The sequence below is a fragment of the Microbacterium paludicola genome, assembly GCF_015235415.1.
GTDB classification, from domain to species: Bacteria; Actinomycetota; Actinomycetes; order Actinomycetales; family Microbacteriaceae; genus Microbacterium; species Microbacterium paludicola.
Genome location: NZ_JADGLL010000033.1, coordinates 1 through 22,727, shown reverse-complemented (window position 1 = coordinate 22,727; position 22,727 = coordinate 1). Strand labels below are relative to the sequence as shown.

At 71.5% G+C, this 22,727-nt stretch carries 24 protein-coding genes; 20 read left to right on the top strand and 4 right to left on the bottom strand.

The genetic code is table 11. The features are described from left to right. Positions 1–34 precede the first annotated feature (34 nt). From uxaC to IR155_RS11890, 15 genes are all read left to right on the top strand, one after another. The gene (gene uxaC / locus IR155_RS11960) at positions 35–1,489 is read left to right on the top strand and encodes a glucuronate isomerase (RefSeq protein WP_135115051.1); all 1,455 of its coding nucleotides are present in this window, start codon (positions 35–37) and stop codon (positions 1,487–1,489) included. After that, positions 1,486–3,057 carry a mannitol dehydrogenase family protein gene (locus tag IR155_RS11955; protein ID WP_135115050.1) on the top strand — a complete coding sequence of 524 codons (1,572 nt, stop codon included), beginning with the start codon at positions 1,486–1,488 and terminating at the stop codon, positions 3,055–3,057. Before uxaC ends, IR155_RS11955 begins: the two co-directional genes overlap by 4 nt. 10 nt (positions 3,058–3,067) lie before the next feature. After that, positions 3,068–4,138, top strand: a complete 1,071-nt coding sequence (gene uxuA, locus IR155_RS11950; RefSeq protein ID WP_135115049.1) for a mannonate dehydratase — start codon at positions 3,068–3,070, stop codon at positions 4,136–4,138. A gap of 273 nt (positions 4,139–4,411) precedes the next feature. Continuing rightward, on the top strand, positions 4,412–5,491 hold the full coding sequence (locus tag IR155_RS11945) for a histidinol-phosphate transaminase (RefSeq protein ID WP_135115048.1): 1,080 nt from the start codon (positions 4,412–4,414) through the stop codon (positions 5,489–5,491). Between the two features lie 138 nt (positions 5,492–5,629). Continuing rightward, the gene (locus IR155_RS11940) at positions 5,630–6,778 is read left to right on the top strand and encodes a thiamine pyrophosphate-dependent dehydrogenase E1 component subunit alpha (RefSeq protein WP_233441194.1); all 1,149 of its coding nucleotides are present in this window, start codon (positions 5,630–5,632) and stop codon (positions 6,776–6,778) included. A gap of 5 nt (positions 6,779–6,783) precedes the next feature. Then, a complete protein-coding gene (locus IR155_RS11935) occupies positions 6,784–7,758 on the top strand; it encodes an alpha-ketoacid dehydrogenase subunit beta (protein WP_135115065.1) in 975 nt (324 codons plus the stop codon). A 24-nt stretch (positions 7,759–7,782) separates the two neighbouring features. Then, the gene (locus IR155_RS11930) at positions 7,783–9,105 is read left to right on the top strand and encodes a dihydrolipoamide acetyltransferase family protein (protein WP_135115047.1); all 1,323 of its coding nucleotides are present in this window, start codon (positions 7,783–7,785) and stop codon (positions 9,103–9,105) included. Positions 9,106–9,180: 75 nt separating this feature from the next. Further along, positions 9,181–10,182, top strand: a complete 1,002-nt coding sequence (locus tag IR155_RS11925) for a metal ABC transporter solute-binding protein, Zn/Mn family (protein ID WP_135115046.1) — start codon at positions 9,181–9,183, stop codon at positions 10,180–10,182. A gap of 114 nt (positions 10,183–10,296) precedes the next feature. Then, positions 10,297–11,115 carry a metal ABC transporter ATP-binding protein gene (locus IR155_RS11920; protein WP_135115045.1) on the top strand — a complete coding sequence of 273 codons (819 nt, stop codon included), beginning with the start codon at positions 10,297–10,299 and terminating at the stop codon, positions 11,113–11,115. A 29-nt stretch (positions 11,116–11,144) separates the two neighbouring features. Next, a complete protein-coding gene (locus IR155_RS11915; protein ID WP_135115064.1) occupies positions 11,145–12,032 on the top strand; it encodes a metal ABC transporter permease in 888 nt (295 codons plus the stop codon). 9 nt (positions 12,033–12,041) lie between these two features. Then, positions 12,042–12,437: a Fur family transcriptional regulator gene (locus IR155_RS11910; protein WP_135115044.1), complete on the top strand. Its 396-nt coding sequence runs from the start codon at positions 12,042–12,044 to the stop codon at positions 12,435–12,437. Further along, positions 12,434–13,474 (top strand): permease, encoded by a 1,041-nt coding sequence (locus IR155_RS11905; RefSeq protein ID WP_135115043.1) that lies wholly within the window; start codon positions 12,434–12,436, stop codon positions 13,472–13,474. Before IR155_RS11910 ends, IR155_RS11905 begins: the two co-directional genes overlap by 4 nt. Further along, positions 13,467–14,282 (top strand): TIGR03943 family putative permease subunit, encoded by an 816-nt coding sequence (locus tag IR155_RS11900; protein ID WP_135115042.1) that lies wholly within the window; start codon positions 13,467–13,469, stop codon positions 14,280–14,282. Before IR155_RS11905 ends, IR155_RS11900 begins: the two co-directional genes overlap by 8 nt. Beyond that, the gene (locus IR155_RS11895) at positions 14,272–15,690 is read left to right on the top strand and encodes an Ig-like domain-containing domain (protein WP_135115041.1); all 1,419 of its coding nucleotides are present in this window, start codon (positions 14,272–14,274) and stop codon (positions 15,688–15,690) included. The genes IR155_RS11900 and IR155_RS11895 overlap by 11 nt, the downstream gene beginning before the upstream one ends. Continuing rightward, positions 15,687–16,373 carry a DNA-3-methyladenine glycosylase gene (locus IR155_RS11890; RefSeq protein WP_135115063.1) on the top strand — a complete coding sequence of 229 codons (687 nt, stop codon included), beginning with the start codon at positions 15,687–15,689 and terminating at the stop codon, positions 16,371–16,373. Before IR155_RS11895 ends, IR155_RS11890 begins: the two co-directional genes overlap by 4 nt. A gap of 9 nt (positions 16,374–16,382) precedes the next feature. On the opposite strand, the gene IR155_RS11885 is transcribed toward IR155_RS11890, so the two are convergent. Next, entirely contained in the window at positions 16,383–17,453 is a 1,071-nt protein-coding gene (locus IR155_RS11885; RefSeq protein ID WP_135115040.1) for an FUSC family protein, read from the bottom strand. A 213-nt stretch (positions 17,454–17,666) separates the two neighbouring features. Here IR155_RS11885 and rpmB point away from each other — a divergent pair, with 213 nt between their 5' ends. From rpmB to IR155_RS11860, 5 genes are all read left to right on the top strand, one after another. Then, on the top strand, positions 17,667–17,903 hold the full coding sequence (gene rpmB / locus IR155_RS11880) for a 50S ribosomal protein L28 (protein ID WP_018187658.1): 237 nt from the start codon (positions 17,667–17,669) through the stop codon (positions 17,901–17,903). Continuing rightward, positions 17,903–18,073 carry a 50S ribosomal protein L33 gene (gene rpmG / locus IR155_RS11875; RefSeq protein ID WP_055987916.1) on the top strand — a complete coding sequence of 57 codons (171 nt, stop codon included), beginning with the start codon at positions 17,903–17,905 and terminating at the stop codon, positions 18,071–18,073. Before rpmB ends, rpmG begins: the two co-directional genes overlap by 1 nt. A gap of 2 nt (positions 18,074–18,075) precedes the next feature. Then, a complete protein-coding gene (gene rpsN, locus IR155_RS11870; RefSeq protein ID WP_135115039.1) occupies positions 18,076–18,381 on the top strand; it encodes a 30S ribosomal protein S14 in 306 nt (101 codons plus the stop codon). 80 nt (positions 18,382–18,461) lie between these two features. Further along, positions 18,462–19,574, top strand: a complete 1,113-nt coding sequence (locus tag IR155_RS11865; RefSeq protein ID WP_135115038.1) for an alpha/beta hydrolase — start codon at positions 18,462–18,464, stop codon at positions 19,572–19,574. 248 nt (positions 19,575–19,822) lie between these two features. Next, positions 19,823–20,110 carry an HU family DNA-binding protein gene (locus IR155_RS11860; RefSeq protein WP_135115037.1) on the top strand — a complete coding sequence of 96 codons (288 nt, stop codon included), beginning with the start codon at positions 19,823–19,825 and terminating at the stop codon, positions 20,108–20,110. A gap of 82 nt (positions 20,111–20,192) precedes the next feature. Here the strand turns inward: IR155_RS11860 and IR155_RS11855 are convergent, their stop codons facing one another. The 3 genes from IR155_RS11855 to IR155_RS11845 form a co-directional block, all read right to left on the bottom strand. Continuing rightward, positions 20,193–20,447: a DUF6458 family protein gene (locus IR155_RS11855; protein WP_135115036.1), complete on the bottom strand. Its 255-nt coding sequence runs from the start codon at positions 20,445–20,447 to the stop codon at positions 20,193–20,195. 356 nt (positions 20,448–20,803) lie between these two features. After that, positions 20,804–21,646 carry an EamA family transporter gene (locus IR155_RS11850; protein ID WP_209306772.1) on the bottom strand — a complete coding sequence of 281 codons (843 nt, stop codon included), beginning with the start codon at positions 21,644–21,646 and terminating at the stop codon, positions 20,804–20,806. After that, the gene (locus IR155_RS11845) at positions 21,643–22,698 is read right to left on the bottom strand and encodes a zinc-dependent alcohol dehydrogenase family protein (protein ID WP_135115035.1); all 1,056 of its coding nucleotides are present in this window, start codon (positions 22,696–22,698) and stop codon (positions 21,643–21,645) included. The genes IR155_RS11850 and IR155_RS11845 overlap by 4 nt, the downstream gene beginning before the upstream one ends. Between the last annotated feature and the right edge of the window lie 29 nt (positions 22,699–22,727).

Here is a 22,727-nt window from a genome sequence, read left to right as displayed (position 1 = left end):
TGACGGACAACCCCTCTGACCTGTGAGGCGATCGATGGCGCTCGACACTCCTTCCGACGCGGCCGCGGCCATCCGGCCGTTCCTCGGCCCCGACTTCCTGCTCGGCTCCGAGACGGCGAGGCGCCTGTACGCCGCGACCGCCGACCTGCCGATCGTCGACTACCACTGCCACCTGTCGCCGCAGGAGCTCGCCGAGGATCGCCGCTTCGCGTCGATCACCGAGGTGTGGCTCGGGGGCGATCACTACAAGTGGCGCCTGATGCGCGGCGCCGGCGTGGACGAGCGCCTGATCACCGGCGACGCGGACGACTGGGAGAAGTTCCACGCGTTCGCGAGCGTGCTCGGCCGGGCGATCGGCAATCCGATCCACCACTGGTCGCACCTCGAGCTGCAGCGCTACTTCGGGATCGACGACGTTCTGGATGCCGACAGCGCGCGCGACATCTACGAGCGCGCGAACGAGAAGCTGCGCCGGCCGGAGTTCAGCGCCCGCGGCCTTGTGCGGGCGAGCGGCGTCGAGGTCATCTGCACGACGGATGACCCGCTCGATGCGCTCGAGCATCACGCGACCCTCGCCGAGGCCGCCGACTTCGACACCCTCGTCGTCCCCGGTTTCCGCCCCGACGGCGTGCTGCGCATCGAGCGCGATGCGTTCGGCCCGTACGTCGAGCGCCTGGGGGAGGCGACGGGCGCGGCGATCTCCGACTTCGAGGGCCTCGTCGCGGCTCTCGAGCAGCGCATCGCGTACTTCGACGAGCGCGGCTGCACGGTGTCCGACCAGTCGCTCGAGATCTTCCCCAAGCGCGCCGCGACGGATGCCGAGGCGGATGCCATCCTGCGTCGCCGGCTCGGCGGCGAGGCGCTCGCCGCCGACGACGTGGAGGCGTTCCGCTGGGCCCTGATGCGGCGTCTCGCGACGCTGTACCACCAGCGCGACTGGGTGATGGAGCTTCACCTCAACGCGCTGCGCGACGCGAACCCGCGCGCGATGCGGCGGATCGGGCACGACACCGGCTTCGACGCGATCGGCGAGGACCGCCCGATCGAGGCGCTGCGCGAGTTCCTCGGCGAGCTCGAGGCCGCCGACGCCCTGCCGCGCACGCTGCTGTTCACGGTCGACGAGGCCCAGAACAAGCAGCTCGCGGTGCTCGCCACCTGCTTCCCCGGAGCCGGCATCCCCGGCAAGGTGCAGCTCGGCAATGCGTGGTGGTTCAACGACACGATCGCCGGCATGGCGGCTCAGATCCGCACGTTCGCCGAGGTCGGCTTCCTTCCCGCGGCCGTCGGGATGGTGACCGATTCGCGCTCGTTCCTGTCGTACCCGCGCCACGAGTACTTCCGCCGCATCGTCGTGGACATCGTCGCGCAGTGGGTCGAGTCGGGGGAGTTCCCCGCGAACGACGCGACGCTCGAGTCGATCCTGCGCGACGTCTTCCACAACAACGCCGTGCGCTACTTCCGCTTCGACGTGCCGCTGGTGTCGACGTGAGCCTCGTGCTGGACGCGGGTGCGCTCGACCGCCTCGACGAGTTCGAGGCGGCGGGGTTCGGCGTGCCGCGGTACAACGTGCGCGCGATGCGCGCCGCGACGGCGGAGCGGCCGAGCTGGGTGCACCTCGGGGCGGGCAACTTCTTCCGCAGCCTGCACGCGGTCGTCGCGCAGCGGATGCTCGACGCCGGCCACGACACCGGAGTGATCCTCGCGAACCTGCGCGATCCCGCGGTGATCGAGAACTCCCGCGCCACCGACGACCTGTTCGTCAACGCGGTGATGCGGGAGGACGGATCGCTCGAGCCCACCGTGATCGCGTCGGTCGCCGAGAGCCACCATCTCGGCTCGGATGCCGGTTGGGCGCGTGTGACCGAGGTCTTCGAGAGCCCGTCGCTGCAGCTGGTGACGCTGACCGTGACGGAGAAGGGCTACATCGTCTCGGATGAGGATGTCGCACGCGGCCCCGGACGTGCCGGCGGCGCGATCCCGGCGCTCGCCTCGCTGCTGCTCGCGCGCTTCGCGGCGGGTGCCGCACCCATCGCGCTTGTCAGCACCGACAACTTCTCCGACAACGGTGAGCGGCTCGCGACCGCCGTGAATCGGGTCGCGGAGGCGTGGGCCGCGGACGGCCGGGCGCCCGCCGCGTTCGCGTCATGGCTCCAGGACGGAAGCTCGGCCACGTTCCCCTCGACGATGGTCGACCGGATCACCCCGGCCCCCTCGCCCGCGGTCGGCGAGGCACTCGCCGCCCTCGGGCTCGAGACGACGCGGATCACCGAGCGCGCATCGGGCGGGCCGCTCGCGGCCTTCTCCAACACGGAACCCGTGAGCTACCTCGTGCTCGAGGACGACTTCCCCAACGGCCGGCCGCCGTTCGAGAGCGGCGGCGTTGTGCTCGGCGACCGCGAGACCGTCGGTCGCGCCGACCGCATGAAGGTCTGCACGTGCCTGAACCCGCTCCACACCGCCATGGCGGTCACGGGGTGCCTGCTGGGCTTCACGCGCATCGCCGAGATGATGCGCGACTCCGACATCCGGCGCATGGTGGTGGGCGTCGGGGCCGTCGAGGGCCTGCCGGTCGTCGACACCCCGGAGGGGATGGATCCGGCCGCGTTCCTCCGCGAGGTGATCGAGAAGCGCCTGCCCAACCCCGGGCTTCCGGATGCCCCGCAGCGGATCGCGTCGGACACGTCGCAGAAGGTCGGCATCCGCTTCGGCGAGACGATCCGTCGCCACGTCGCGGCCGGATCCGCGCAGTCGCTCACCTGGATCCCGTTCGCGATCGCGGCGTGGATCCGGTACCTGCTCGCCGTCGACGACCAGGGCGCGCCCTTCGAGCGCAGCCCGGATCCGCTGCTCGCCGAGCTCGACGAGCGGCTCGCGGGAGTGCGCTTCGGTGAGCCGCGCACGGCGACGGCCGCGCGCGAGTTCCTGACGGACGCGTCCATCTTCGGCGTGGATCTCGTCGCGGCGGGAGTCGCGCCCACCGTCATCGCCCACCTCAGCTCGCTGCTGCACGGCCCCGGCGCCGTGCGCTCGGCCCTGTTCTCCCTCGCCCACTCGTAAGGAGCACCCGATGAGAATGTCCTTCCGCTGGTTCGGCGCCCAGGACGACCCGATCCCGCTGCAGCACATCCGGCAGATCCCCGGGGTGCGCGACGTCGTCGGCGCGCTGTACGACGTTCCCGTCGGCGAGGCGTGGCCGGAGGACAAGATCGGCGCGCTCAAGAAGCAGGTCGAGGATGCCGGGCTCGCGCTCGAGGTCATCGAGTCGGTCAACATCCACGACGACATCAAGATCGGCCTCCCCTCCCGGGACCGGTACATCGACAACTACCGCGAGACGATCCGCCGCCTCGGCGCGGTGGGCATCTCGGTGATCTGCTACAACTTCATGCCGGTGTTCGACTGGCTGCGCACCGAGCTCTGGTACGAGCTTCCCGATGGCTCGAAGACGATGCAGTACGACCGCTCGGTGTCGGAGGCGATCACCCCCGAGGGCCTGCTCGCCCAGTACGAGAGCGAGACGTCGGGACTCGTGCTGCCCGGCTGGGAGCCTGAGCGCCTCGCCGATCTGCGGACGCTGTTCACCAAGTACGACGGCGTGGATGCGACCGTGCTGCGCGAGAACCTGAAGTACTTCCTCGAGGCGATCATCCCGGTGTGCGAGGAGGTCGGCATCTCGATGGCGATCCACCCCGACGACCCGCCGCACCCGCTGTTCGGCCTTCCCCGCGTCGTGTCGAACCGCGACGACCTGCGCTGGATCCTCGACGCCGTCGACAGCCCGAACAACGGCCTCACGCTCTGCACGGGCAGCCTCGGCGCCAATCCCGACAACAGCGTCGTCGACATCGTGCGCGAGTTCGCCGGCGAGGGCCGCGTGCCGTTCGCGCACATCCGCAACATCCGCTGGCAGGACGAGGGGCGCTTCTACGAATCGGCGCACCTGTCGTCGGAGGGCTCGCTCGACCTGTACGACATCGTGAAGACCTTCCATGACGCGGGCTTCGACGGCTTCATCCGCCCCGACCACGGCCGCATGATCTGGGGCGAGACCGGCCGCCCGGGCTACGGCCTCTACGACCGCGCCCTCGGCGCCAGCTACCTCCAGGGCCTGTGGGAGGCGGTTTCGAAGGGGAGGTAGTGCGGCGCGCGTGCGCAATCACGGGCGCTCGGCCGATGGCTTCGACTCCTCGCTGCGCTCGTCGCTCACCCCGTTTCGACTGCGTTCGCTGGCGCTCACTCCGCTCAACGACCGGGAGCAGTGACACCCCCGGTCGTTGAGCGGAGCGCAGCGGAGTCGAAACGGGCTGAGCGAGCGCTAGCGAGTCGAAGCCGGCGGCCCTGCCACACGACCGGTGGTCGCTGACGCTCACTCCGCTCAACGACCGGGGAGGGCCTCAATAGACTGGCGGGCATGACGTCCGAGCAGCCGGTTCTGCCCCGCATCCGCCCCGAGATCGCGGCCCTGCCGCCGTACAAGCAGGGGCGCTCGGCCGACCCGAGCGGGTTCAAGCTGTCGAGCAACGAGAACCCGTTCGAGCCGCTGCCCGGCGTCGTCGAGGCAGCGCGCGCGGCGGTCGACTTCAACCGGTACCCCGACGCGACCGCGGCGAACCTGCGCGCCGCGCTGGGCGAGAAGTACGGCGTCGACCCCGAGGCGGTGCTCGTCGGCGCGGGCAGCGTCGCCCTGCTGCAGGCGTTCATCCAGGCCGCGGCGACCGCCGGCGACGAGGTCGTGTACTCGTGGCGCTCGTTCGAGGCGTACCCGAGCCTCGCTCTGGTCGCCGGTGCGCGCAGCGTGCAGGTGCCGAACCTGCCCGACGGCCGCCACGACCTCGACGCGATGGCGGCGGCGGTCACCGAGCGCACGCGCGTGATCCTGCTGTGCACCCCGAACAACCCGACCGGTCCGATCATCACGAGCGCCGAGTTCCACGCGTTCGTGGAGAAGGTGCCGGCGGATGTGCTCATCCTGCTCGACGAGGCGTACGCCGAGTTCGTCCGCGACGCCGAGGCCGTCGACGGCCTGGGGGAGCGGGTCTTCGAGGCCCACGCGAACGTCGTCGTGCTGCGCACCTTCTCGAAGGCATACGGCCTCGCGGCGCTGCGCGTCGGCTACGCCATCGGCCACCCGCGCGTGCTCGATGCCGGCCGCAGCACGGTCACGCCGCTGTCGGTCACCGCGACCGCGGTCGCCGCCGCGGTCGCGAGCCTCGCCCACCAGGCAGAGCTCGACGAGCGCGTGGACGAGATCGTCGCCCGCCGCAGCGCGCTGGTCGCCGGCCTTCGCCAGATCGGCTGGGACGTGCCGGATGCGCAGGGCAACTTCGTCTGGCTTCCCGCGTCCGAGGCGCTCGAGTCGACCACCGTGGCCACGGCGTTCGATGCCGCCGGGATCATCGTGCGTCCGTTCCCGGAGGGCGTGCGCATCTCGATCGGCGAGCACGAGTCGCTCGAGAAGGTGCTCGAGATCGCCGGCGCCCTGCGCGCCTGAGCTCCCACGGCGGCGTCTGAGCGGGGCGCTCATATCGTTCGCCGCGCATGAGTCTGTGGGGAATGTCCAGGGGATCGTCGGATCCGTTGTCCCGAGTCTTTCGTCGATCCGGCACCGCCCCGCGGATAGCGTGGAACGGTGACTTCCCCAGGAGCTGGTTCCGCAGAACCTGAGATCGACCCGACCGTCCGCATCCTCGGCGCCGACGGCACAATCGCGCCGTCGGCGAGCGCCGACCGGTACCTCCCGCTGATCGACGCGCTGAGCGACGCCGATCTCGAGCAGTTCTACCGCGACATGACGGTCATCCGGGCGTTCGACCGGCAGGCGACGCTGCTGCAGCGTCAGGGCCAGCTCGCCCTGTGGCCGCCGTCGCAGGGCCAGGAGGCCGCGCAGGTCGGATCCGCCCGGGCCGCCCGCGCGCAGGACCACATCTTCCCCTCGTACCGCGAGCACGTTGTCTGCACGATCCGCGGGGTGGATCCGGTCGACATCATCAAGCTCATGCGCGGCGTGAGCCACGGCGGATGGGACCCGACCGCCCCGAAGAACGGCAACACGCACATCTACACGCTCGTGCTCGGGTCGCAGACCCTTCACGCGACGGGCTACGCGATGGGCATCGAATTCGACGGGCGAAGCGGATCCGGCGATCCTGAGAAGGACGAGGCGGTGATCGTCTACTACGGCGACGGCGCCTCCAGCCAGGGCGACGTGCACGAGGCGATGGTCTTCGCCGTGAGCTACCAGACCCCGCAGGTGTTCTTCCTGCAGAACAACCACTGGGCCATCTCGGTGCCGGTCGCGACCCAGTCGCGCGTGCCGCTCGCGAACCGCGCCGGCGGCTACGGGATGCCGAGCGTCCGCGTCGACGGCAACGACGTGCTCGCCAGCTACGCCGTCTCGAAGGTCGCGCTCGACGAGGCGCGCGCCGGCGGCGGACCGCAGGCGATCGAGGCTGTCACGTATCGGATGGGCGCGCACACCACGAGCGACGACCCGACCAAGTACCGCACGAGCGACGAGGAGCAGTCGTGGATCGCGCGCGATCCGATCACGCGGATGCGCGCGTTCCTGGAGGCGCGGGGCGCATCCGAGGCGTTCTTCGCCGACGTCGACGCCGAGGCCGCCGCGCTCGCCGCGGACGCCCGCACCCGCACGCTGCAGCTCGAGGCGCCGACGCGCGACTCGATCTTCACGCACGTCTACTCGGAACCGCACCCGCTGATGGACGAGCAGCGGAAGTGGCTCGCCGACTACGAGGCTTCGTTCGAGGAGGGCGCGTGAGCGGCATGGAGACGATGACCCTGGCCAAGGCGCTGAACGCCGGCCTGCGCAAGGCGATGGTCGACAGCGACCGCGTGCTGATGATGGGCGAGGACATCGGCCGCCTCGGCGGCGTGTTCCGCGTGACCGAGGGCCTGCAGGCCGAGTTCGGCGAGCGCCGCGTGCTCGACACCCCGCTCGCCGAGTCGGGAATCGTCGGAACCGCGATCGGCCTTGCCATGACCGGCTTCCGGCCGGTCGTGGAGATCCAGTTCGACGGGTTCGTGTTCCCGGCGTTCGACCAGATCACCACGCAGCTGGCCAAGCTCACCAACCGGCACGAAGGAGCGATCTCGCTGCCGGTCGTCATCCGGATCCCCTACGGCGGCCACATCGGCGCGATCGAGCACCACCAGGAGAGCCCGGAGGCGTACTTCGCGCACACTCCGGGGCTGCGGGTCGTCAGCCCGTCGACGCCGAACGACGCGTACTGGATGATCCAGGATGCGATCACCTCGACGGATCCGGTGATCTTCCTCGAGCCGAAGTCGAAGTACTGGCAGAAGGGCGAGGTCGACCTGTCGGGCCGCGCGCTGCCGCTGCACGCGAGCCGTGTCGTCCGCCGCGGCACCGACGTGACCCTCGTCGGCCACGGCGCGATGGTGACGACGCTGCTGCAGGCAGCCGCCCTCGCCGAGGCGGAGGGGACGAGCTGCGAGGTCATCGACCTGCGCTCGCTCTCGCCGATCGACTACGGCCCGATCCTCGACTCGGTCCGCTCGACCGGCCGCGTTGTGGTCGCCCAGGAGGCGCCGCAGAGCACCAGCGTCGGCAGCGAGATCGCCGCGACGATCGCCGAGCGCGCGTTCTACTCGCTCGAGGCTCCCGTGCTGCGCGTGTCGGGCTTCGACGCCCCGTTCCCGCCCGCGAAGCTCGAGGGCTCCTACCTTCCGGATGCGGACCGCGTGCTCGAAGCGGTCGACCGCGCCCTCGCATACTGACGGCACTGACGTAAGGATCGCATCATGCAGACCTTCCACCTCCCCGACGTCGGCGAGGGCCTGACCGAGGCCGAGATCGTGTCGTGGCACGTCGCCCCCGGCGACGCGGTCGCGGTCGACGACGTCATCGCCGAGATCGAGACCGCCAAGTCGCTTGTCGAGCTTCCCTCGCCGTTCGCGGGAACGGTCGGCGAGCTTCTCGTCGCCGAGGGCGACACCGTGAACGTGGGTTCGCCCATCATCACGGTCGTCCCGGCGGATGCCGCGACGGCCGCGGGCGGCGACGCCCACGAGCCGACCGGTCCCGGCCAGCACGCCGAGACGGAGGGCGGCGGATCCGTCCTCGTCGGGTACGGCACGGGCGGCGAGGCCAAGACCCGCCGCCGCAACAAGCCGGAGAAGCCCGTCGCCTCGTCGGTCGGTGTCATCGCGAAGCCGCCGATCCGCAAGCTCGCGCGCGACCTCGGCGTCGACCTGTCGGAGGTGCGCCCGTCCGGCCCGTCGAACGAGGTCACGCGCGACGACGTGATGGGCCACGCGCAGCAGGCGAGCGTGTTCCGCAACATCTCCACGCCCGAGTGGCCCGCCGAGCGCGAGCAGGAGATCCCCGTGCCGCCGAAGGCGTCGCCCCAGGTCGCGCCCGACGCCCGCATCGAGGAGGTGCCGGTCAAGGGCGTGCGCAAGGCGACGGCCGCGGCGATGGTCGGATCGGCCCACACCGCCCCGCACGTGTCGGTGTGGACCGACGTCGACGCCAGCCGCACGATGGAGTACGTCAAGCGGCTGAAGTCGTCGCCCGACTTCGCCGACATCAAGGTCTCGCCGCTCCTGATCGTCGCCCGCGCGGTGCTGTGGGCCGCGCGCCGCACGCCGATGATCAACTCGGCGTGGGTCGACGGCGACGACGGCGCGAAGATCCACGTGCGCAACTACGTCAATCTCGGCATCGCCGCGGCCACCCCGCGCGGTCTGCTGGTGCCGAACATCAAGGACGCGCAGGACCTCAGCATGCGCGAGCTCGCCAAGGCGCTCGAGCGCCTCACGCTCACGGCGCGCGAGGGCAAGACGACGCCGGCGGATCAGCAGGGCGGCACCATCACCATCACCAACATCGGCGTGTTCGGGATGGATGCGGGGACGCCGATCATCAATCCCGGCGAGTCGGCGATCGTCGCGATGGGCGCGATCCGGCAGAAGCCGTGGGTCGTCGACGGCGAGGTGCGCCCGCGCTGGGTGACGACGGTGTCGGGATCGTTCGATCACCGCGTGGTGGACGGCGACGCCATGAGCCGCTTCCTCGCGGACGTCGCGGCGATCCTGGAGGAGCCGGCGCTGCTGCTCGACTGAGCCGGCGGGAGGGGCTCGGATCGAGGCGCCCGGGGCGATTTGAAAACGATTCTCATTACGCCTACGATCGTGCCCATGCCCCGTCGTCGCCTCGTGCTCGCTTCCGCCCTCGCCCTTCCCGGGCTCGTCCTCGCCGGCTGCTCGTCGGCCGGTGCCGACGCGGACGCCGGCGGTGCGGCGGAGGGATCCGGGTTCTCGATCGTCGCGTCGACCAGCGTCTACGCGTCGCTCGTGTCGGAGCTCGTCGGCGACGCGGCCGAGGTGACCGCGATCGTCGACTCGCCCACGCAGGATCCGCACTCGTACGAGGCGACCGCGCGCGATCAGCTCGCCGTGCAGGAGGCCGACCTCGTTGTGCTCAACGGCGGCGGCTACGACCCCTTCATGGAGCAGCTCGCCGACGAAGCCGGCGTCGAGCACGTGATCACCGCCGTCGAGTACTCGCACGAATACCCCGGCGCGGAGGACGAGCACGCGGAGGACGAGCACGCCGAGGGTGAGGCCACCGAGGAGGCGCACGACCACGAGCACGAGGGTCACGACCACATCGAGGGCTTCAACGAGCACGTCTGGTACGACCCGTACGCCATGGCCGACCTTGTCGAGGCGCTCGGCGCCGAGCTGGGCGAGCTGCTCCCCGACGCCGGTGCCGACATTCAGGCCTCCCAGGAGGACCTCCTTGCCGACATCGAGGGTCTCGAGGCATCGCTCGAGGGCATCGCGGCCGACCACGGCGGCGCCCACGCCTTCTTCACCGAGCCCGTCGGCGGCTACCTGGCGGAGGCCGCCGGGCTCGAGGACGCAACGGCCGAGGGCTTCGCCGAGGCCGTCGAGGAGGGGCAGGACGTGCCCCCCGCCACGCTGCTCGCGGCGCTCGACGCGATCGAGGGCGGCGAGATCGACGTGCTCATCACGAACACGCAGACCGCGGGAGCCGAGACCCAGCGGGTGATCGACGCCGCCGGCGAGGCCGGAGTGCCCGTCGTCGAGTACGCCGAGACGCTTCCCGAGGGCGAGACGTACGTGTCCTGGATGACCGCGAACGCCGAGGCGCTCGAGCAGGCCCTCGCTGGCTGACACGCTCTCGCGCCCGATCGCCGGGCGCCGCTCCCACCGGGGCGGTGCCCGGCGATCGGCGTCTAGAGACCCGCTCCCAGAGAACGATTATCAGTACGACAGTAGGCTTGTTCCATGACCGCACCCGTGCTCGAGATCTCCGGCGCCGGACTGCGCCTGCGCGGCCGGGAGCTGTGGGCCGGGCTGGATCTCGCGGTGCAGCCTGGCGAGTTCGTCGCCGTGCTCGGGCCGAGCGGCTCCGGCAAGACGACGCTGCTGCGTGCGATCCTCGGCCTGCAGGAACTCAGCGCGGGCGAGATCCGCGTCGCGGGTGCCCCGGCCCGCCGCGGCGATCGCCGCATCGGGTACATCCCGCAGCAGCGCCCCCTGCCGCCGGGCACCAGCCTGCGCGCCCGCGACCTCGTCGCCCTCGGCATCCAGGGCACGCGGTTCGGCCTGCCCATCCCTCGTCCCGGCGACCGCCGCCGCGTTGACGCGCTGCTTTCGGCGGTGGGCGCGGCCGACTACGCCGAGCGTCCGGTCGGGCTGCTCAGCGGTGGCGAGCAGCAGCGGCTGCGCGTGGCGCAGGCTCTGGCGGACGAGCCGGTGCTGCTGCTGTGCGATGAGCCGCTCTCGAGCCTCGATCTCGCCAACCAGCAGGCCGTCACGGCGATCATCGACCGCGAGCGGCGCGAGCGCGAGGCGGCGGTGCTGTTCGTGACGCACGACGTGAACCCGATCCTCGACCGCGTCGACCGCATCCTGTACATCGCCGGCGGCCGCTTCACGCTCGGCACCCCGGACGAGGTGCTGCGCACCGAGGTGCTCACCGACCTGTACGGCGCTCCCGTGCACGTGCTGCGCACGGGCGGTCGCCTCGTCGTGGTGGGCATCCCCGACGCCGACGACCACTGCGAGATCCCGGCGGCGGCGCTCGAGGCGGGCGCCGCGTGAGCCTCGGCACGGGGATCGCCGGAACGGGGATGGTCGGAGCGCTCGAGTGGGGCGACGTCTTCTCGTTCGACGACTACGGTGCGCTGCTGCAGCTCGTCGGCAACTCGGTCGTCGCCGGGGCCGTGCTCGGCATCGTGGGCGGCCTGATCGGTGTCTTCATCATGCAACGCGACATGGCGTTCGCCGTGCACGGCGTCAGCGAGCTGTCGTTCGCCGGTGCTGCCGCCGCGCTGCTGTTCGGCGGCAGCGTCGTGATCGGCTCGATCGCGGGAGCGGTGGCCGCCGCGGCGCTGATCGGCCTGCTCGGCGCCCGCGCGCGCGACCGCAACTCGATCGTCGGCGTGCTGATGCCGTTCGGCCTGGGGCTCGGCATCCTGTTCCTCTCGCTCTACGAGGGCCGCAGCGCCAACCGGTTCAGCCTGCTCACGGGCCAGATCGTGTCGGTCTCGAGCCCGGATCTCGGCTGGCTGATCGGCATCTCGGTCGTCGTGCTCGTCGGCCTGCTGCTCGTCTGGAACCCGCTGCGGTTCGACTCGCTCGACGGGCAGTCGGCCGAGGCAAGAGGTGTGCCGACGAGCGCCGTGAGCCTGGTGTTCATGCTGCTGCTCGGCCTGATCGTCGCGGTCGCCGTGCACATCATCGGCGCCCTGCTCGTGATGGCGCTTCTCGTCACCCCGGCCGCGGCGGCGATGCGCGTCAGCCACGGACCGCTCGGCGTGCCGCTGCTCGCCGCGCTGTTCGGCTTCGTCTCGGCGGTGGGCGGCATCCTGCTCGCGATAGCCGGCACCCTGCCGGTCAGCCCGTACATCACCACGATCTCGTTCCTCATCTACGTCGTGTGCCGCGCGATCGCGTGGCGCCAGGACCGCGCGCGCGCCGCGCGCAGCGCCCAGGTCGCCCTGAGGGTCGCGGCCTAGACTCGGATCATGGCTCAGCGGAACACGTGGCAGCGCGAGCGGGTGCGCGATGCGCTCGCGGATGCGCGCGGCTTCGTGAGCGCGCAGAGCCTGCACGCCGCGCTGCGGGACGAGAACACCGGCATCGGCCTGGCGACCGTCTACCGCGCGCTTGCCGGACTCGCCGCTGCGGGGCAGGCCGACTCGCTGCAGAGCCCCGAGGGCGAGGCCCTCTACCGTGCGTGCGCGATGAGCGGCCACCACCACCACCTGATCTGCCGCTCGTGCGGGCTCGCCGTCGAGATCGAGGCGACGGCCGTCGAGAAGTGGGCGCAGGACACCGCCGCGCAGCACGGATTCCGTGACGCCGAGCACGTCGTCGACATCTTCGGCCTGTGCGAGTCGTGCGCGGCCCAGAAGGCATGACGGTCGAGGACCGCACGCACTCCCACGCGCCGGCACCGTCGGCGCGCCGTCCGCGTCGCAACGGCCCGGTCGTCGCCGTGGGGCTCGGCCTCGCGGCCGTGGCGCTGCTGATCGCGATTGACGTGCTGGCGCCGGGCCTGTTCCCGCAGGCGCTGCCGACGCGCGCGCAGGACGGCCTGACGCTCGCGCTCAGCGTGCTGATCGAGTCGCTCCCGTTCGTCATGCTCGGCGTCATCCTCTCGATCGCCGTGCAGGTCTGGCTTCCCGCGGGCGTGATCGAGCGGATCATGCCGCGGCGGGCGTGGGCGCGGCGCGCCGTCCTGTCGCTGCTCGGCATGCTGATCCCGGTGTGCGAGTGCGGCAACGTGCCGTTCGCCCGCGGGCTGCTCATGCGCGGCATCTCTCCCGCCGAGACGCTGACGTTCCTCGTGGCGGCGCCGATCGTCAACCCGATCGTGATCATCACGACGCATGCCGCGTTCGGATGGGACGGCGGCATCCTGATCGCGCGCATCGTCGGCGGATGGCTGATCGCGAACCTGATCGGCTGGATCTACAGCCGGCATCCGGATCCGACGAGCCTGCTGACGGGGCGCTTCCTCGACACGTGCGAGGTCGTGGCGCACGAGACCGGCGGCCGCGGGCGCCGCAGCCTGGCGCAGTTCGTCGTCGAGCTGCGTGCCGTGATGCCCGCGCTGATCGTCGGGTCGGCGATCGCCGGCGCCGTGCAGGTGATCATCCCGCGCGACGCGCTGCTGGCGATCGGGTCGAACCCCGTGCTGTCGATCGTCGCGATGACCGCGCTGGCGATGACGGTCGCGATCTGCTCGAACGTGGACGCGTTCTTCGCCCTGTCGTTCGCCTCGACCTTCTCGCCGGGCTCGCTCGTGGTGTTCCTGCTCGTCGGCCCGCTCATCGACGTGAAGATGCTGGCGCTGATGCGCACGACCTTCACCACCCGCACGCTCGTCGGCATCGTCGCGGTCGTGCTGCTGTCGGCCTTCGCGATCGGGATCGGGGTGAATCTCGTTGCGTGACCTCTGGGGATCCGCCGCCACACGCTGGCTCGGCGTGGGGCTCGCCTCGGTGCTCGCCGTCGTCACCCTCGGCCTCGCGGCGACCGGGCGCCTCGCGCTCTACATCAATCCGGATCAGTCGTGGTTCGCGATCGGGATGGCGGTGCTCGCGCTCGTCGGCGCCGTCGCCTCGTTCGCCCTGCCGCTGGGCGCGGAGGACGACCACGGCCACGATCACGGGCACGACCACGGGGCCGCGCGAGGTGAGGAGCCCGACGAGGGACGTGGGCGCCCCGTGGTTCCTCGCGCCGCGGCATCGTCCCTGTCCCGCGCCGCCACGTGGGCCGGAGGCCTGGCGGCCTCGGCCGTCGCCGTGGGGGCGATCGTGCTGCCGCCCGCGCCCCTGTCCGTCGAGCTTGCCATGGCGCGCGACACGGGCACCGCACCGCTGTTCGCCGGAGCCGACGACGTGCTCCTCGCCGCCGCCGACACGAGCACCTTCGGGGTCGGCGACTGGGCCTCGGTGTTCTCCACCGCCACCAACCCCGACACGTTCGAGGGCGCGCACGTCACCCTGACCGGCTTCGTCACGCCGGACGAGACCGACGACGCGACGATGCGGCTCGGTCGCCTCGTCATCACCCACTGCGTGATCGACGCGCAGCCCGCGTCGCTTCCCGTCACCTCGCCCGGCTGGCAGGACGACCTCGAGACCGGGGCCTGGGTGGAGGTCGACGGCGTCGTGACCACGAACGCCTCCGGCGCGCTCGTCGTCGAGCCGCGCGAGATCACGCCCATCCCCGCCCCGGACGATCCGTATGAGTACTGAGCCGACCCGGCGCGGCGAGCGGCGCCGCGCCGGCCTGCGCCGTTTCGCCCTGACGCTCGCCGGGGTGCTCGGCGCGCTCGCCGTGCTGGCCGGTGCCGGCGGGGCGGCGAGCCTCGCCCAGGGGCCGCGCGTGAGCGAGGTGCAGGTCGACCCGGCCTCGGCGATCGAGGTCTCGGGTTCGCGGGTCATCCTGACCGTGAACCAGGCGCTCGCCGAGATCGACCCCGCCCAGGTGAGCGTGAGCCCCGCCGCGCCGTTCACGGTGGATGCCGCCGGTCGCAGCGTCGGCGTGCGGTTCACCGTGCCGCTCGACGACGACACCGACTACACGGTGCGCATCGACGGCGCCCGCGCCGTGGGCGGCGGTCCGGAGCGGACCCTCGAGACGACGTTCCGCGCCCCGCCCGCCGAGGTGATGCTGCTCCAGCGCGACCCGGAGGGCGACGACACGATCTTCCGCTCGACGCTCGACGGCGAGAACGCGGTGCCGGTGTACTCGGCGCCCGTGATCGAGGACTTCCGCGCGACGTCGACGCGGCTCGTGGTGGCCACCGCCGAGGACGGGATCTCGGCGCTGCAGGTGATGAACCGCGACGGGTCGGGGGTCGCCCCGATCGAGCTGCCGGGCGAGGGGATCGTGCAGGGGCTGCAGGTCTCGCACCGCGGCGACCTCGTCGGGTACACGTACTCGGATCCGTCCGGAGCCCCGAACGCGAGCGTGCTGTTCACGTCGCAGCTGCGCGACCCGTCGGCGATGCCCACGCCGATCGAGGTCGGCGGCGAGGCGGTGAGCGTCGACCAGTGGCGGTTCGTCCCCGACTCGTCGGCGCTGCTGCTCGTCGACTTCGACGGCGAGCTCATCCTGACCGACCCGCAGAGCGACGCGGATCCGACGCTGCTCGGCGGCGCCGTCACGATCGACGCGATCGCGCGCGGCAGCTACACCGCGATCGTCGAACGGGTCGGTTCCGGAATCGGGCAGCTCGACCTCACCACGGGCGAGGAGAGCGCGCTCGTCGAACCGGATCGCGACCTCGGCCAGCTCGGCAGGGTCACACCGGTGCCCGAGGGCGCGGAGGGGCGCGCGGGGACCATCCGGCAGTTCCAGCGGATGGACGAGGCCGGGCACCCCGCGGCGCAGGTGCTCGCCCACGTCGCCGAGGACGGCACAACAAGGCCGCTGTTCGAGGCAGAGTCGCAGGACGCGCTGCTGCAGGCCTGCGTCTCGCCGAGCGGACGCTATGTCGCCGCCCTCGTCGCCCCCGACATCGTGAACAACCCGTACGACGTCGGCGGCCTGCCGATGCCGCGGACCCTGCAGACCCACATCGTCGAGGTCGATTCGGGCGAAGAGGTGTCGGTGCTCGCCGGGTTCGACATCTCGTGGTGCACGACCGGCCCGTGGTGAGCGCGCACCCGTCCGCGGCCGGGGGACCGCACCGCCCGGTCCGCCGCGAGGATCTTGCGGGACTGCCTGTCGAGGTCGCGCCGCGCCTGCTCGGCGCGCTGCTGTCGACTTCGCTTCCCGACGGCGACGTGACGGTCAGGATCACTGAGGTCGAGGCGTATCACGGGCTCGGATCCGGCGACATCGCCGACCCGGGATCGCACGCGAGGATGGGGCCGACCGCCCGCAACGCGACGATGTGGGGCGAGGCGGGGCACCTCTACGTGTACCTGAGCCACGGCATCCACTCGTGCGTGAACGTCGTCTGCGGACCGGTCGGCCGCGGCGACGGCATCCTGCTGCGGGCGGGCGAGATCGTGGCGGGGGCGGATGTCGCGCGCCGCCGCCGCGAGGCGAAGGGTGTCGCACGCACCGACCGCGACCTCGCCCGCGGCCCCGGCCGGCTCGGCGACGCGGTCGGCCTGCGGCACGCGCTGCACGACGGCATCGACGCCGTCACGGGGGAGCCCCGGGCCGACGCCGTCGCTCGCCTGCAGGTGCTCGAGCGGCCCCTCGCCGGGATCGCGACCGGCCCGCGCGTGGGCGTCGCCGGCCTCGCCGGGACGGCGGCCTACCCGTGGCGGTTCTGGATCCCGGGCGACCCGACCGTCTCGGTGTTCCGCCCGGGCAGCGGCGCGTCCTAGGCCGCGAGGTCAGTCGCGCCGACGGGCGTGGATCACGCCCGTCACGGCGCCGAGCAGCGCGCCGGCGAGCGTGTCGACGACGCGCTCGGCGGCGATCGCGGGGGAGTGCATGTCGCCCGTCGCTGCGCCCGTCAGCAGCAGCACCAGCGGCGTGATGAACAGCAGCGCGAGCGCGTAGTTGCGCACCACAACGAGTTCGATCGCGAACTGCAGCCCGCCGAGCGCGAGCGCGAGCCAGATCCCCTGCCAGGGAAGCAGCGCGAGCAGCAGCCACAGACCCGCGCCGGCCACCGTTCCTGCCGTGCGGTGCACACCGCGGCTGAAGGCCGACCGCCGGTCGGCGGCGGTGCCGATCACACCCACCGCGGCGCCGACGATCCAGTACGCACGCTCGGGGTCGAGCCACACGCCCACAAGCGTGCCGACGACCGCGACGATCGCGACCCGCACGAGCAGCAGCCGGGCCGGCAGGGGCCACGACGGGCCGGGGAGCAGCTCGCGCAGCGAGCGGGGTGCGACGCGGCGGGCGCGGCCGAGCAGGAGCGGGGCCGCGGTGATCGCCCACGCGAACGCGCTGCCGCCGGCGACTGCGCACACGAGCGTGACCCCATCGGCGCCCCCGGCCGACACGTGCGCGGACAGCCCGAACACCAGCACGAAGAACAGCGGCCCGGGCGGGCCGAGCGCGAAGCCGAATGCGAACGCGGCGCTCGCGATCGACACGATCACGAGCCCGACGAGCGTCGCGGCAAGCGACGGGCTGACGAGGGCGCCGAGCGCCGCGCAGATCACGAGACCCAGGGCCACGAACGGCACCACCCGGACGCGGTCGATGGCCGGCAGGCGCGACGCGAACAGCGCGGCGAACGCCCCGGTGGACGCCTGGAAGCCGATCTCGGGACGGCCGAGCAGGATCATCACCACGATCGGCACGGCGATCGCGAGCGATGCCTGCGTGGCGACCGGCCAGCGGGGCACGGGCGAGGCGGGGAACCGGATCAGGCCGGTGAAGGCGTGGCGCAGATCGGACGTCCAGCGCTCCGGGTGGTCGTCTGCGGGGCGGGAGTCGGAGGCGGGCATCCTGTCCATTCTCCCCGACCGCGACGTCCCGATCCGCCCGAGTCAAGCGCGACACGCCCGGTGTGGTAGAGTTGGCGATTGTCTGCGTGCACTCCTGTGCGCAGTTCGTACACCCCCTCCCGAACACAGCCCGCAAGGGTCGGGTCGGTCGTGTGCAGACAAGAGACCTTGGGTGGCGTCGTCTGACTCCACGGTATTGAAGGAGAAAACACTATGGCTGCTGTGTGCCAGGTGACCGGCGCCGTTCCCGGCTTCGGTCACAACATCTCGCACTCGCACCGCCGGACGAAGCGTCGCTTCGACCCGAACGTGCAGAAGAAGACCTACTTCGTTCCCTCGCTTGGTCGCAAGATCACGCTGAACGTGTCGGCTAAGGGCATCAAGGTCATCGATGCCCGTGGCATCGAGTCGGTCGTGAAGGACCTGCTCGCGAAGGGTGTGAAGCTCTAATGGCCAAGAAGGCTCAGGACATCCGTCCGATCATCAAGCTGCGTTCGACGGCGGGCACGGGCTACACGTACGTGACCAAGAAGAACCGCCGCAACACCCCCGACCGCCTCGTGCTCAAGAAGTACGACCCGGTGGTCCGCAAGCACGTCGACTTCCGCGAGGAGCGTTAATCATGGCCAAGAAGAGCAAGATCGCTCGTAACGAGCAGCGCAAGGAGATCGTCGCCCGCTACGCCGAGAAGCGCGCGACCCTCAAGAAGCAGCTCATCGACCCCAACGCGACCGACGAGGAGCGCGAGGCCGCTCGCGTGGGCCTGCAGAAGCTGCCCCGCAACGCGTCGCCGATCCGCGTCCGCTCGCGCGACGTCATCGACGGCCGCCCCCGCGGTGTCCTGACGAAGTTCGGCATCTCGCGTGTCCGCTTCCGCGACATGGCGCACCGTGGCGAGCTGCCCGGCGTGACCAAGTCGAGCTGGTAAGCACCACCACCGCCTGAAGGGGCGAGGATCCATCCGGATCCTCGCCCCTTTCGCGTGTCCGGGATTCATAGGATCGGAGCATGCCCCTCGACCCGTTCTTCGCCGACCGTCTCAAGCGGCAGAAGAAGTACATGATCGCGCAGGCGCTCGACATCCTGAAGCAGCGCCTCGGCTGGCCGTGGTTCATGCGCCCGTCGGAGGAAGGGGCGGTCAAGACCGCGCCACCCGCCGAGAAGGCCCGCGCGCACGAGACCGCCACGCGCGAGCGCGTCGTGCAGCGGCCGCAGCCGAGCAGGCGCCGCGCCGAGCACCGGGCGATCGCGCTGTCCTGGGATCGCGAGGAGCAGCGGAAGGTCGGCACGCCCGCGCCGACGGTGCACACCGTCGAGCACGTCGTGCCGGTCGCCGGGTACCCGTCCGTGCGTGTGCGCGTGTACTACCCGACGGCCGAGGGGCTTCCCGATTCGGCGGTCCCCGCCTGCGTGACGTTCTTCGGCGGCGCGTTCCGGATCGGTGGGATCGACTTCCCGACGACGGATGCGGCGAGCCGCCGCCGTGCGGCGGAGGCGGGCGTGGCGATGATCGCCGCCGATTACGCCCTCGCACCCGAGCACAAGTACCCCACCGCCGTGGTGCAGGGTCACGCCGTGCTCGAGTGGGTGGTCGCGCACGCCGCGACTCTGCGCATCGACCCCGCGCGCATCGCGCTCGCCGGCATGTCTGCCGGAGGCAACATCGCCGCGGCCGTCGCCCTGATGAACCGCGACCGGCGCGCGCTGCCGGTGCGCCTGCAGCTGCTCGAGGTCCCCGTTGTGGACCTCACCGGCCGGCACATCGACTTCGGCGCCTCGCGCGCGCTGGGCATCCCGAGCCTGCTGATGGCGCGCGAACTCGCCTCCGTCGCGCGCACCTATCTTCCGCACCGGCGGATGGCGCGGGAGCCGTACGCGTCTCCGATCCGCGCCGAGTCGCTCGAGGGGATGCCCCCGGCCGTGATCCTGACGGCGCAGTACGACCCGCTGCGGGGCGACGGCACCGCCTACGCCGCCGCCCTGCGCGAGGCGGGCGTCGAGGCGAGCGCCGTGCAGTATCTCGGTGCCACGCACGACACGGTCATCTTCACCGGAGTGCTCGCCGTGGCCCGCCGGTGGCACGCCGATGTCGTCTCGGCGCTGCGTTCGCTGCACGACTGAACCCACGTGCGGCGCCCGGGATCGTCATTCCGCGGAATCCCGCGGTTCTCCCGGAAACGGGTCACATCCGTCACATTGGCCACATCTGAGGGCGACACGCCGCCCGAATCGCCCGGAAACCCGCCGGAATCCGCGGAATTCCGGGCCTCGTTGATACATTCGAGGCGCGATCGACGATCGCCCGGGGGCATCCGTCTCCGGTCCATTGATCACGTTGCGGCGTCCTGATGGCGCCGCTGGAGGATGACATGGCCGACAAGTCCATCACCAAGACCGAGCTCGTTGCGAGCATCGCCAGCGCGACCGGTCAGAGCCAGGCCGCCGTCTCGGGCGTTCTCGACGCCCTCTTCACCACGGTCTCCGAGGCCGTCGCCAAGGGCTCGAAGGTCTCGATCCCCGGCTGGATCGCCTTCGAGCAGGTCGAGACCGCTGCCCGCACGGGCCGCAACCCCCAGACCGGTGCCGAGATCAAGATCCCGGCCGGCAAGCGCGTCAAGGTGACCGCGGGTTCGAAGCTGAAGGCCGCCGCCAAGTAATCAGCGCCGCAGACGTGAAAGGGGTGCCTCCACCGAGTGGAGGCACCCCTTTCGTCGTCCTATCAGATCAGGCGTCGACGGATCAGTACGGGTCGACATCCGTACGACGCTCGGTGACCCGCTCGCCGGCAGCGCCAGTGCCGTCGATGGTGCGGGTCCGCTCGATCGCCGAGCGGCGGCGCATCAGCAGCACGAGGCCGATGATGAAGACGACGACTCCGGCGCCCATGAGGAGATACCCGACCAGGTCCATGTTGATGCCGGGTACGTCGACCTCCAGGGCGAACGCCAGGATCGCGCCGATGACGAAGAGAACAACTCCGGTTCCGATACTCATGGCGCAACCGTAGGGGCGAACAAGTCTCCCAGTCACCGGGGTTGACTTTTCCATTCAGGAGCGGCTCGCACGGTTCTTTTCAGAAGCGGCTCGCACGCGCTCGGGCGACGCTCCGCGCCGCCACTCGGCGAGCGAGGCACCGTCGCTGACGCTCCGTTGCGGCAGCGCTTCGCGCTGCGGGGTCGCTTCGCTCCACGCTCACTTCGTTCGCACAGGGGTACAGGCCCTGGACCCGACCCCGGTTATCGAGCGAGCGCCAGCGAGTCGAGATGACGACTTGCACGGGCGGGCGGCTTGGGGCGGGTCGCATCGGCTCGCTGGCGCTCGCTCAGCAACCGGTCGAGGTGCTGTCCTCTTCAGCCGAGGGCGACGAGGGCGACGGCGACCGCGCAGGCGGCGAGGCCGACGGCCTGACCGCGGTGGATGCGCTCGTGCAGCACGAGCGCGGCGAGGATGACCGTCGCCGCCGGGTAGAGCGACGCGATCACCGCGACGACCGTGAGCAGGCCCTGCTGCGCCGCGAGCAGGAAGAGCGTGAGTGCGATCGCGCCGAGCACACCGGGGATGAGCGCGAGCCCCGCACGCCGCGGCGGAAGGCCGAGCGGCGCGCGCACGAGCAGCAGGATCACCAGCAGCGCCACGACCGCGACGACCATGCTCGCGGCGTTCGGCCACAGGCCCGCCTCGTCGCGCACCTGCCCGATCGCGGCGAAGTACGCGCCGAAGCCGGCGCCCGCGAGCATCCCGTCGCGCACCGACGCCCCGGCCGCCGCCCTGGCGCCGCCCTCGGGATCCGGGGAGCGCGCGACGAGCCAGATCGCCACGAGGCCCACGGCGATCCCGATCCAGACGAGCGGCGCGGGCCGCTCCCCCGTGGCGACGCCGACGACGATCGGCACGGCCGCGCTGACGACGGCCGAGATCGGCGCGACCACGCCCATCCGCCCGCTCGCGAGCCCCCGGTACAGGAACGCGGTGCCGAGCGCCGACCCGACACCCGCGACGGCGGCCCAGACAAGTTCCATGCCGGACGGGCGCCCGCCGATCCAGAGGGCGAGCAGCCCGGCCGCCGCGAGTGCGCCGAGCTGGCCCCAGAACGCGATCGTCCATGCGCTGTGTCGCTTGGCGAACATGCCCCCGAAGAAGTCGGAGACGCCGTAGGCGAGCGCCGAGGCGAGCGCGAGCAGGACCGCCGTCACGGCCGCAGCAGCGACTTGATGGCGCGGCGCTCGTCCATCGCGGCGTATGCCTCGGCGACCTCGGCCATCGGCACGGTGAGGTCGAACACCCGGCCGGGCTCGATCGCCCCCGACAGCACCTCGGGAAGCAGCTCGTCGATGTAGTTGCGCACCGGCGCCACCCCGCCGCGCACGCCCACATTCGTGGAGAACATGGTGCGCACGGGCAGTTCGGGGCCGCCATTCGGCACCCCGACGAAGCCGACCTGACCGCCGGGGCGGGCCGAGCGGAGCGCCTGATCCATCGACTCCTTCGTGCCGACGCACTCGAGCACCGCGTCCGGCCCGATGCCGCCGAAGAGCTCCTTCACCGCGGCGACTCCCTCGTCCCCGCGTGCGGCGATCACGTCGGTGGCGCCGAACTGGCGGGCGAGGTTCTGCCGCGGCTCGTGGCGCGACATCGCGACGATCCGCTCGGCACCCAGGCGCGACGCGGCGAGCACGCCGCTGAGCCCGACCGCCCCGTCGCCGACCACGACGACGGTCGATCCGGTGCCGACGCCCGCCGACACCGCCGCGTGGTGGCCGGTGAGGAAGACGTCCGACAGGGTCAGCAGGCTCGGGATGAGCGCCTCGTCGGGCATCCCGCCCGGCACGACCGTGAGGGAGCCGTCGGCGTGCGGGATGCGCACGTACTCGCCCTGGCCGCCGTCCGTCGGGTGGCCGGCGTGGTCCTTCGAGCCCCACCAGCCGATCTCGAGGCAGGACGTCGAGAAGCCGTTGCGGCAGTTCTCGCACGTCATGTCGCAGTCGTAGAACGGGGCGATCACGAAGTCGCCGACCTTCACGCGCGAGACGTCGGATCCGACCTCCTCGACGATCCCGACGAACTCGTGGCCGATGAGCTGCGGCTCCGTCGCGGTGCCGGTGATGCCGCGATAACGCCACAGGTCGGAACCGCAGACGCAGGATGCGACCACCCGCACGATCGCGTTGCGCGGATCGCGGATGACCGGATCCGGCATCTCTTCGAAGCGGACGTCACCGGGGCCGTGAAGCAGAGTCGCGCGCATGGATCCAGGCTATCCGCGGGCGACTCTGC

Coding starts and splice junctions, on each gene's coding strand:
- IR155_RS11865 (WP_135115038.1), top strand. CDS start 18,462: ATGCCCCTCGACCCGTTCTTCGCCGACCGTCTCAAGCGGCAGAAGAAG.
- uxaC (WP_135115051.1), top strand. CDS start 35: ATGGCGCTCGACACTCCTTCCGACGCGGCCGCGGCCATCCGGCCGTTC.
- IR155_RS11885 (WP_135115040.1), bottom strand. CDS start 17,453: ATGCCCGCCTCCGACTCCCGCCCCGCAGACGACCACCCGGAGCGCTGG.
- IR155_RS11945 (WP_135115048.1), top strand. CDS start 4,412: ATGACGTCCGAGCAGCCGGTTCTGCCCCGCATCCGCCCCGAGATCGCG.
- IR155_RS11845 (WP_135115035.1), bottom strand. CDS start 22,698: ATGCGCGCGACTCTGCTTCACGGCCCCGGTGACGTCCGCTTCGAAGAG.
- IR155_RS11930 (WP_135115047.1), top strand. CDS start 7,783: ATGCAGACCTTCCACCTCCCCGACGTCGGCGAGGGCCTGACCGAGGCC.
- IR155_RS11925 (WP_135115046.1), top strand. CDS start 9,181: ATGCCCCGTCGTCGCCTCGTGCTCGCTTCCGCCCTCGCCCTTCCCGGG.
- uxuA (WP_135115049.1), top strand. CDS start 3,068: ATGAGAATGTCCTTCCGCTGGTTCGGCGCCCAGGACGACCCGATCCCG.
- IR155_RS11935 (WP_135115065.1), top strand. CDS start 6,784: ATGGAGACGATGACCCTGGCCAAGGCGCTGAACGCCGGCCTGCGCAAG.
- rpmG (WP_055987916.1), top strand. CDS start 17,903: ATGGCCAAGAAGGCTCAGGACATCCGTCCGATCATCAAGCTGCGTTCG.
- rpsN (WP_135115039.1), top strand. CDS start 18,076: ATGGCCAAGAAGAGCAAGATCGCTCGTAACGAGCAGCGCAAGGAGATC.
- IR155_RS11895 (WP_135115041.1), top strand. CDS start 14,272: ATGAGTACTGAGCCGACCCGGCGCGGCGAGCGGCGCCGCGCCGGCCTG.
- IR155_RS11905 (WP_135115043.1), top strand. CDS start 12,434: ATGACGGTCGAGGACCGCACGCACTCCCACGCGCCGGCACCGTCGGCG.
- IR155_RS11910 (WP_135115044.1), top strand. CDS start 12,042: ATGGCTCAGCGGAACACGTGGCAGCGCGAGCGGGTGCGCGATGCGCTC.
- IR155_RS11855 (WP_135115036.1), bottom strand. CDS start 20,447: ATGAGTATCGGAACCGGAGTTGTTCTCTTCGTCATCGGCGCGATCCTG.
- IR155_RS11920 (WP_135115045.1), top strand. CDS start 10,297: ATGACCGCACCCGTGCTCGAGATCTCCGGCGCCGGACTGCGCCTGCGC.
- IR155_RS11915 (WP_135115064.1), top strand. CDS start 11,145: ATGGTCGGAGCGCTCGAGTGGGGCGACGTCTTCTCGTTCGACGACTAC.
- rpmB (WP_018187658.1), top strand. CDS start 17,667: ATGGCTGCTGTGTGCCAGGTGACCGGCGCCGTTCCCGGCTTCGGTCAC.
- IR155_RS11860 (WP_135115037.1), top strand. CDS start 19,823: ATGGCCGACAAGTCCATCACCAAGACCGAGCTCGTTGCGAGCATCGCC.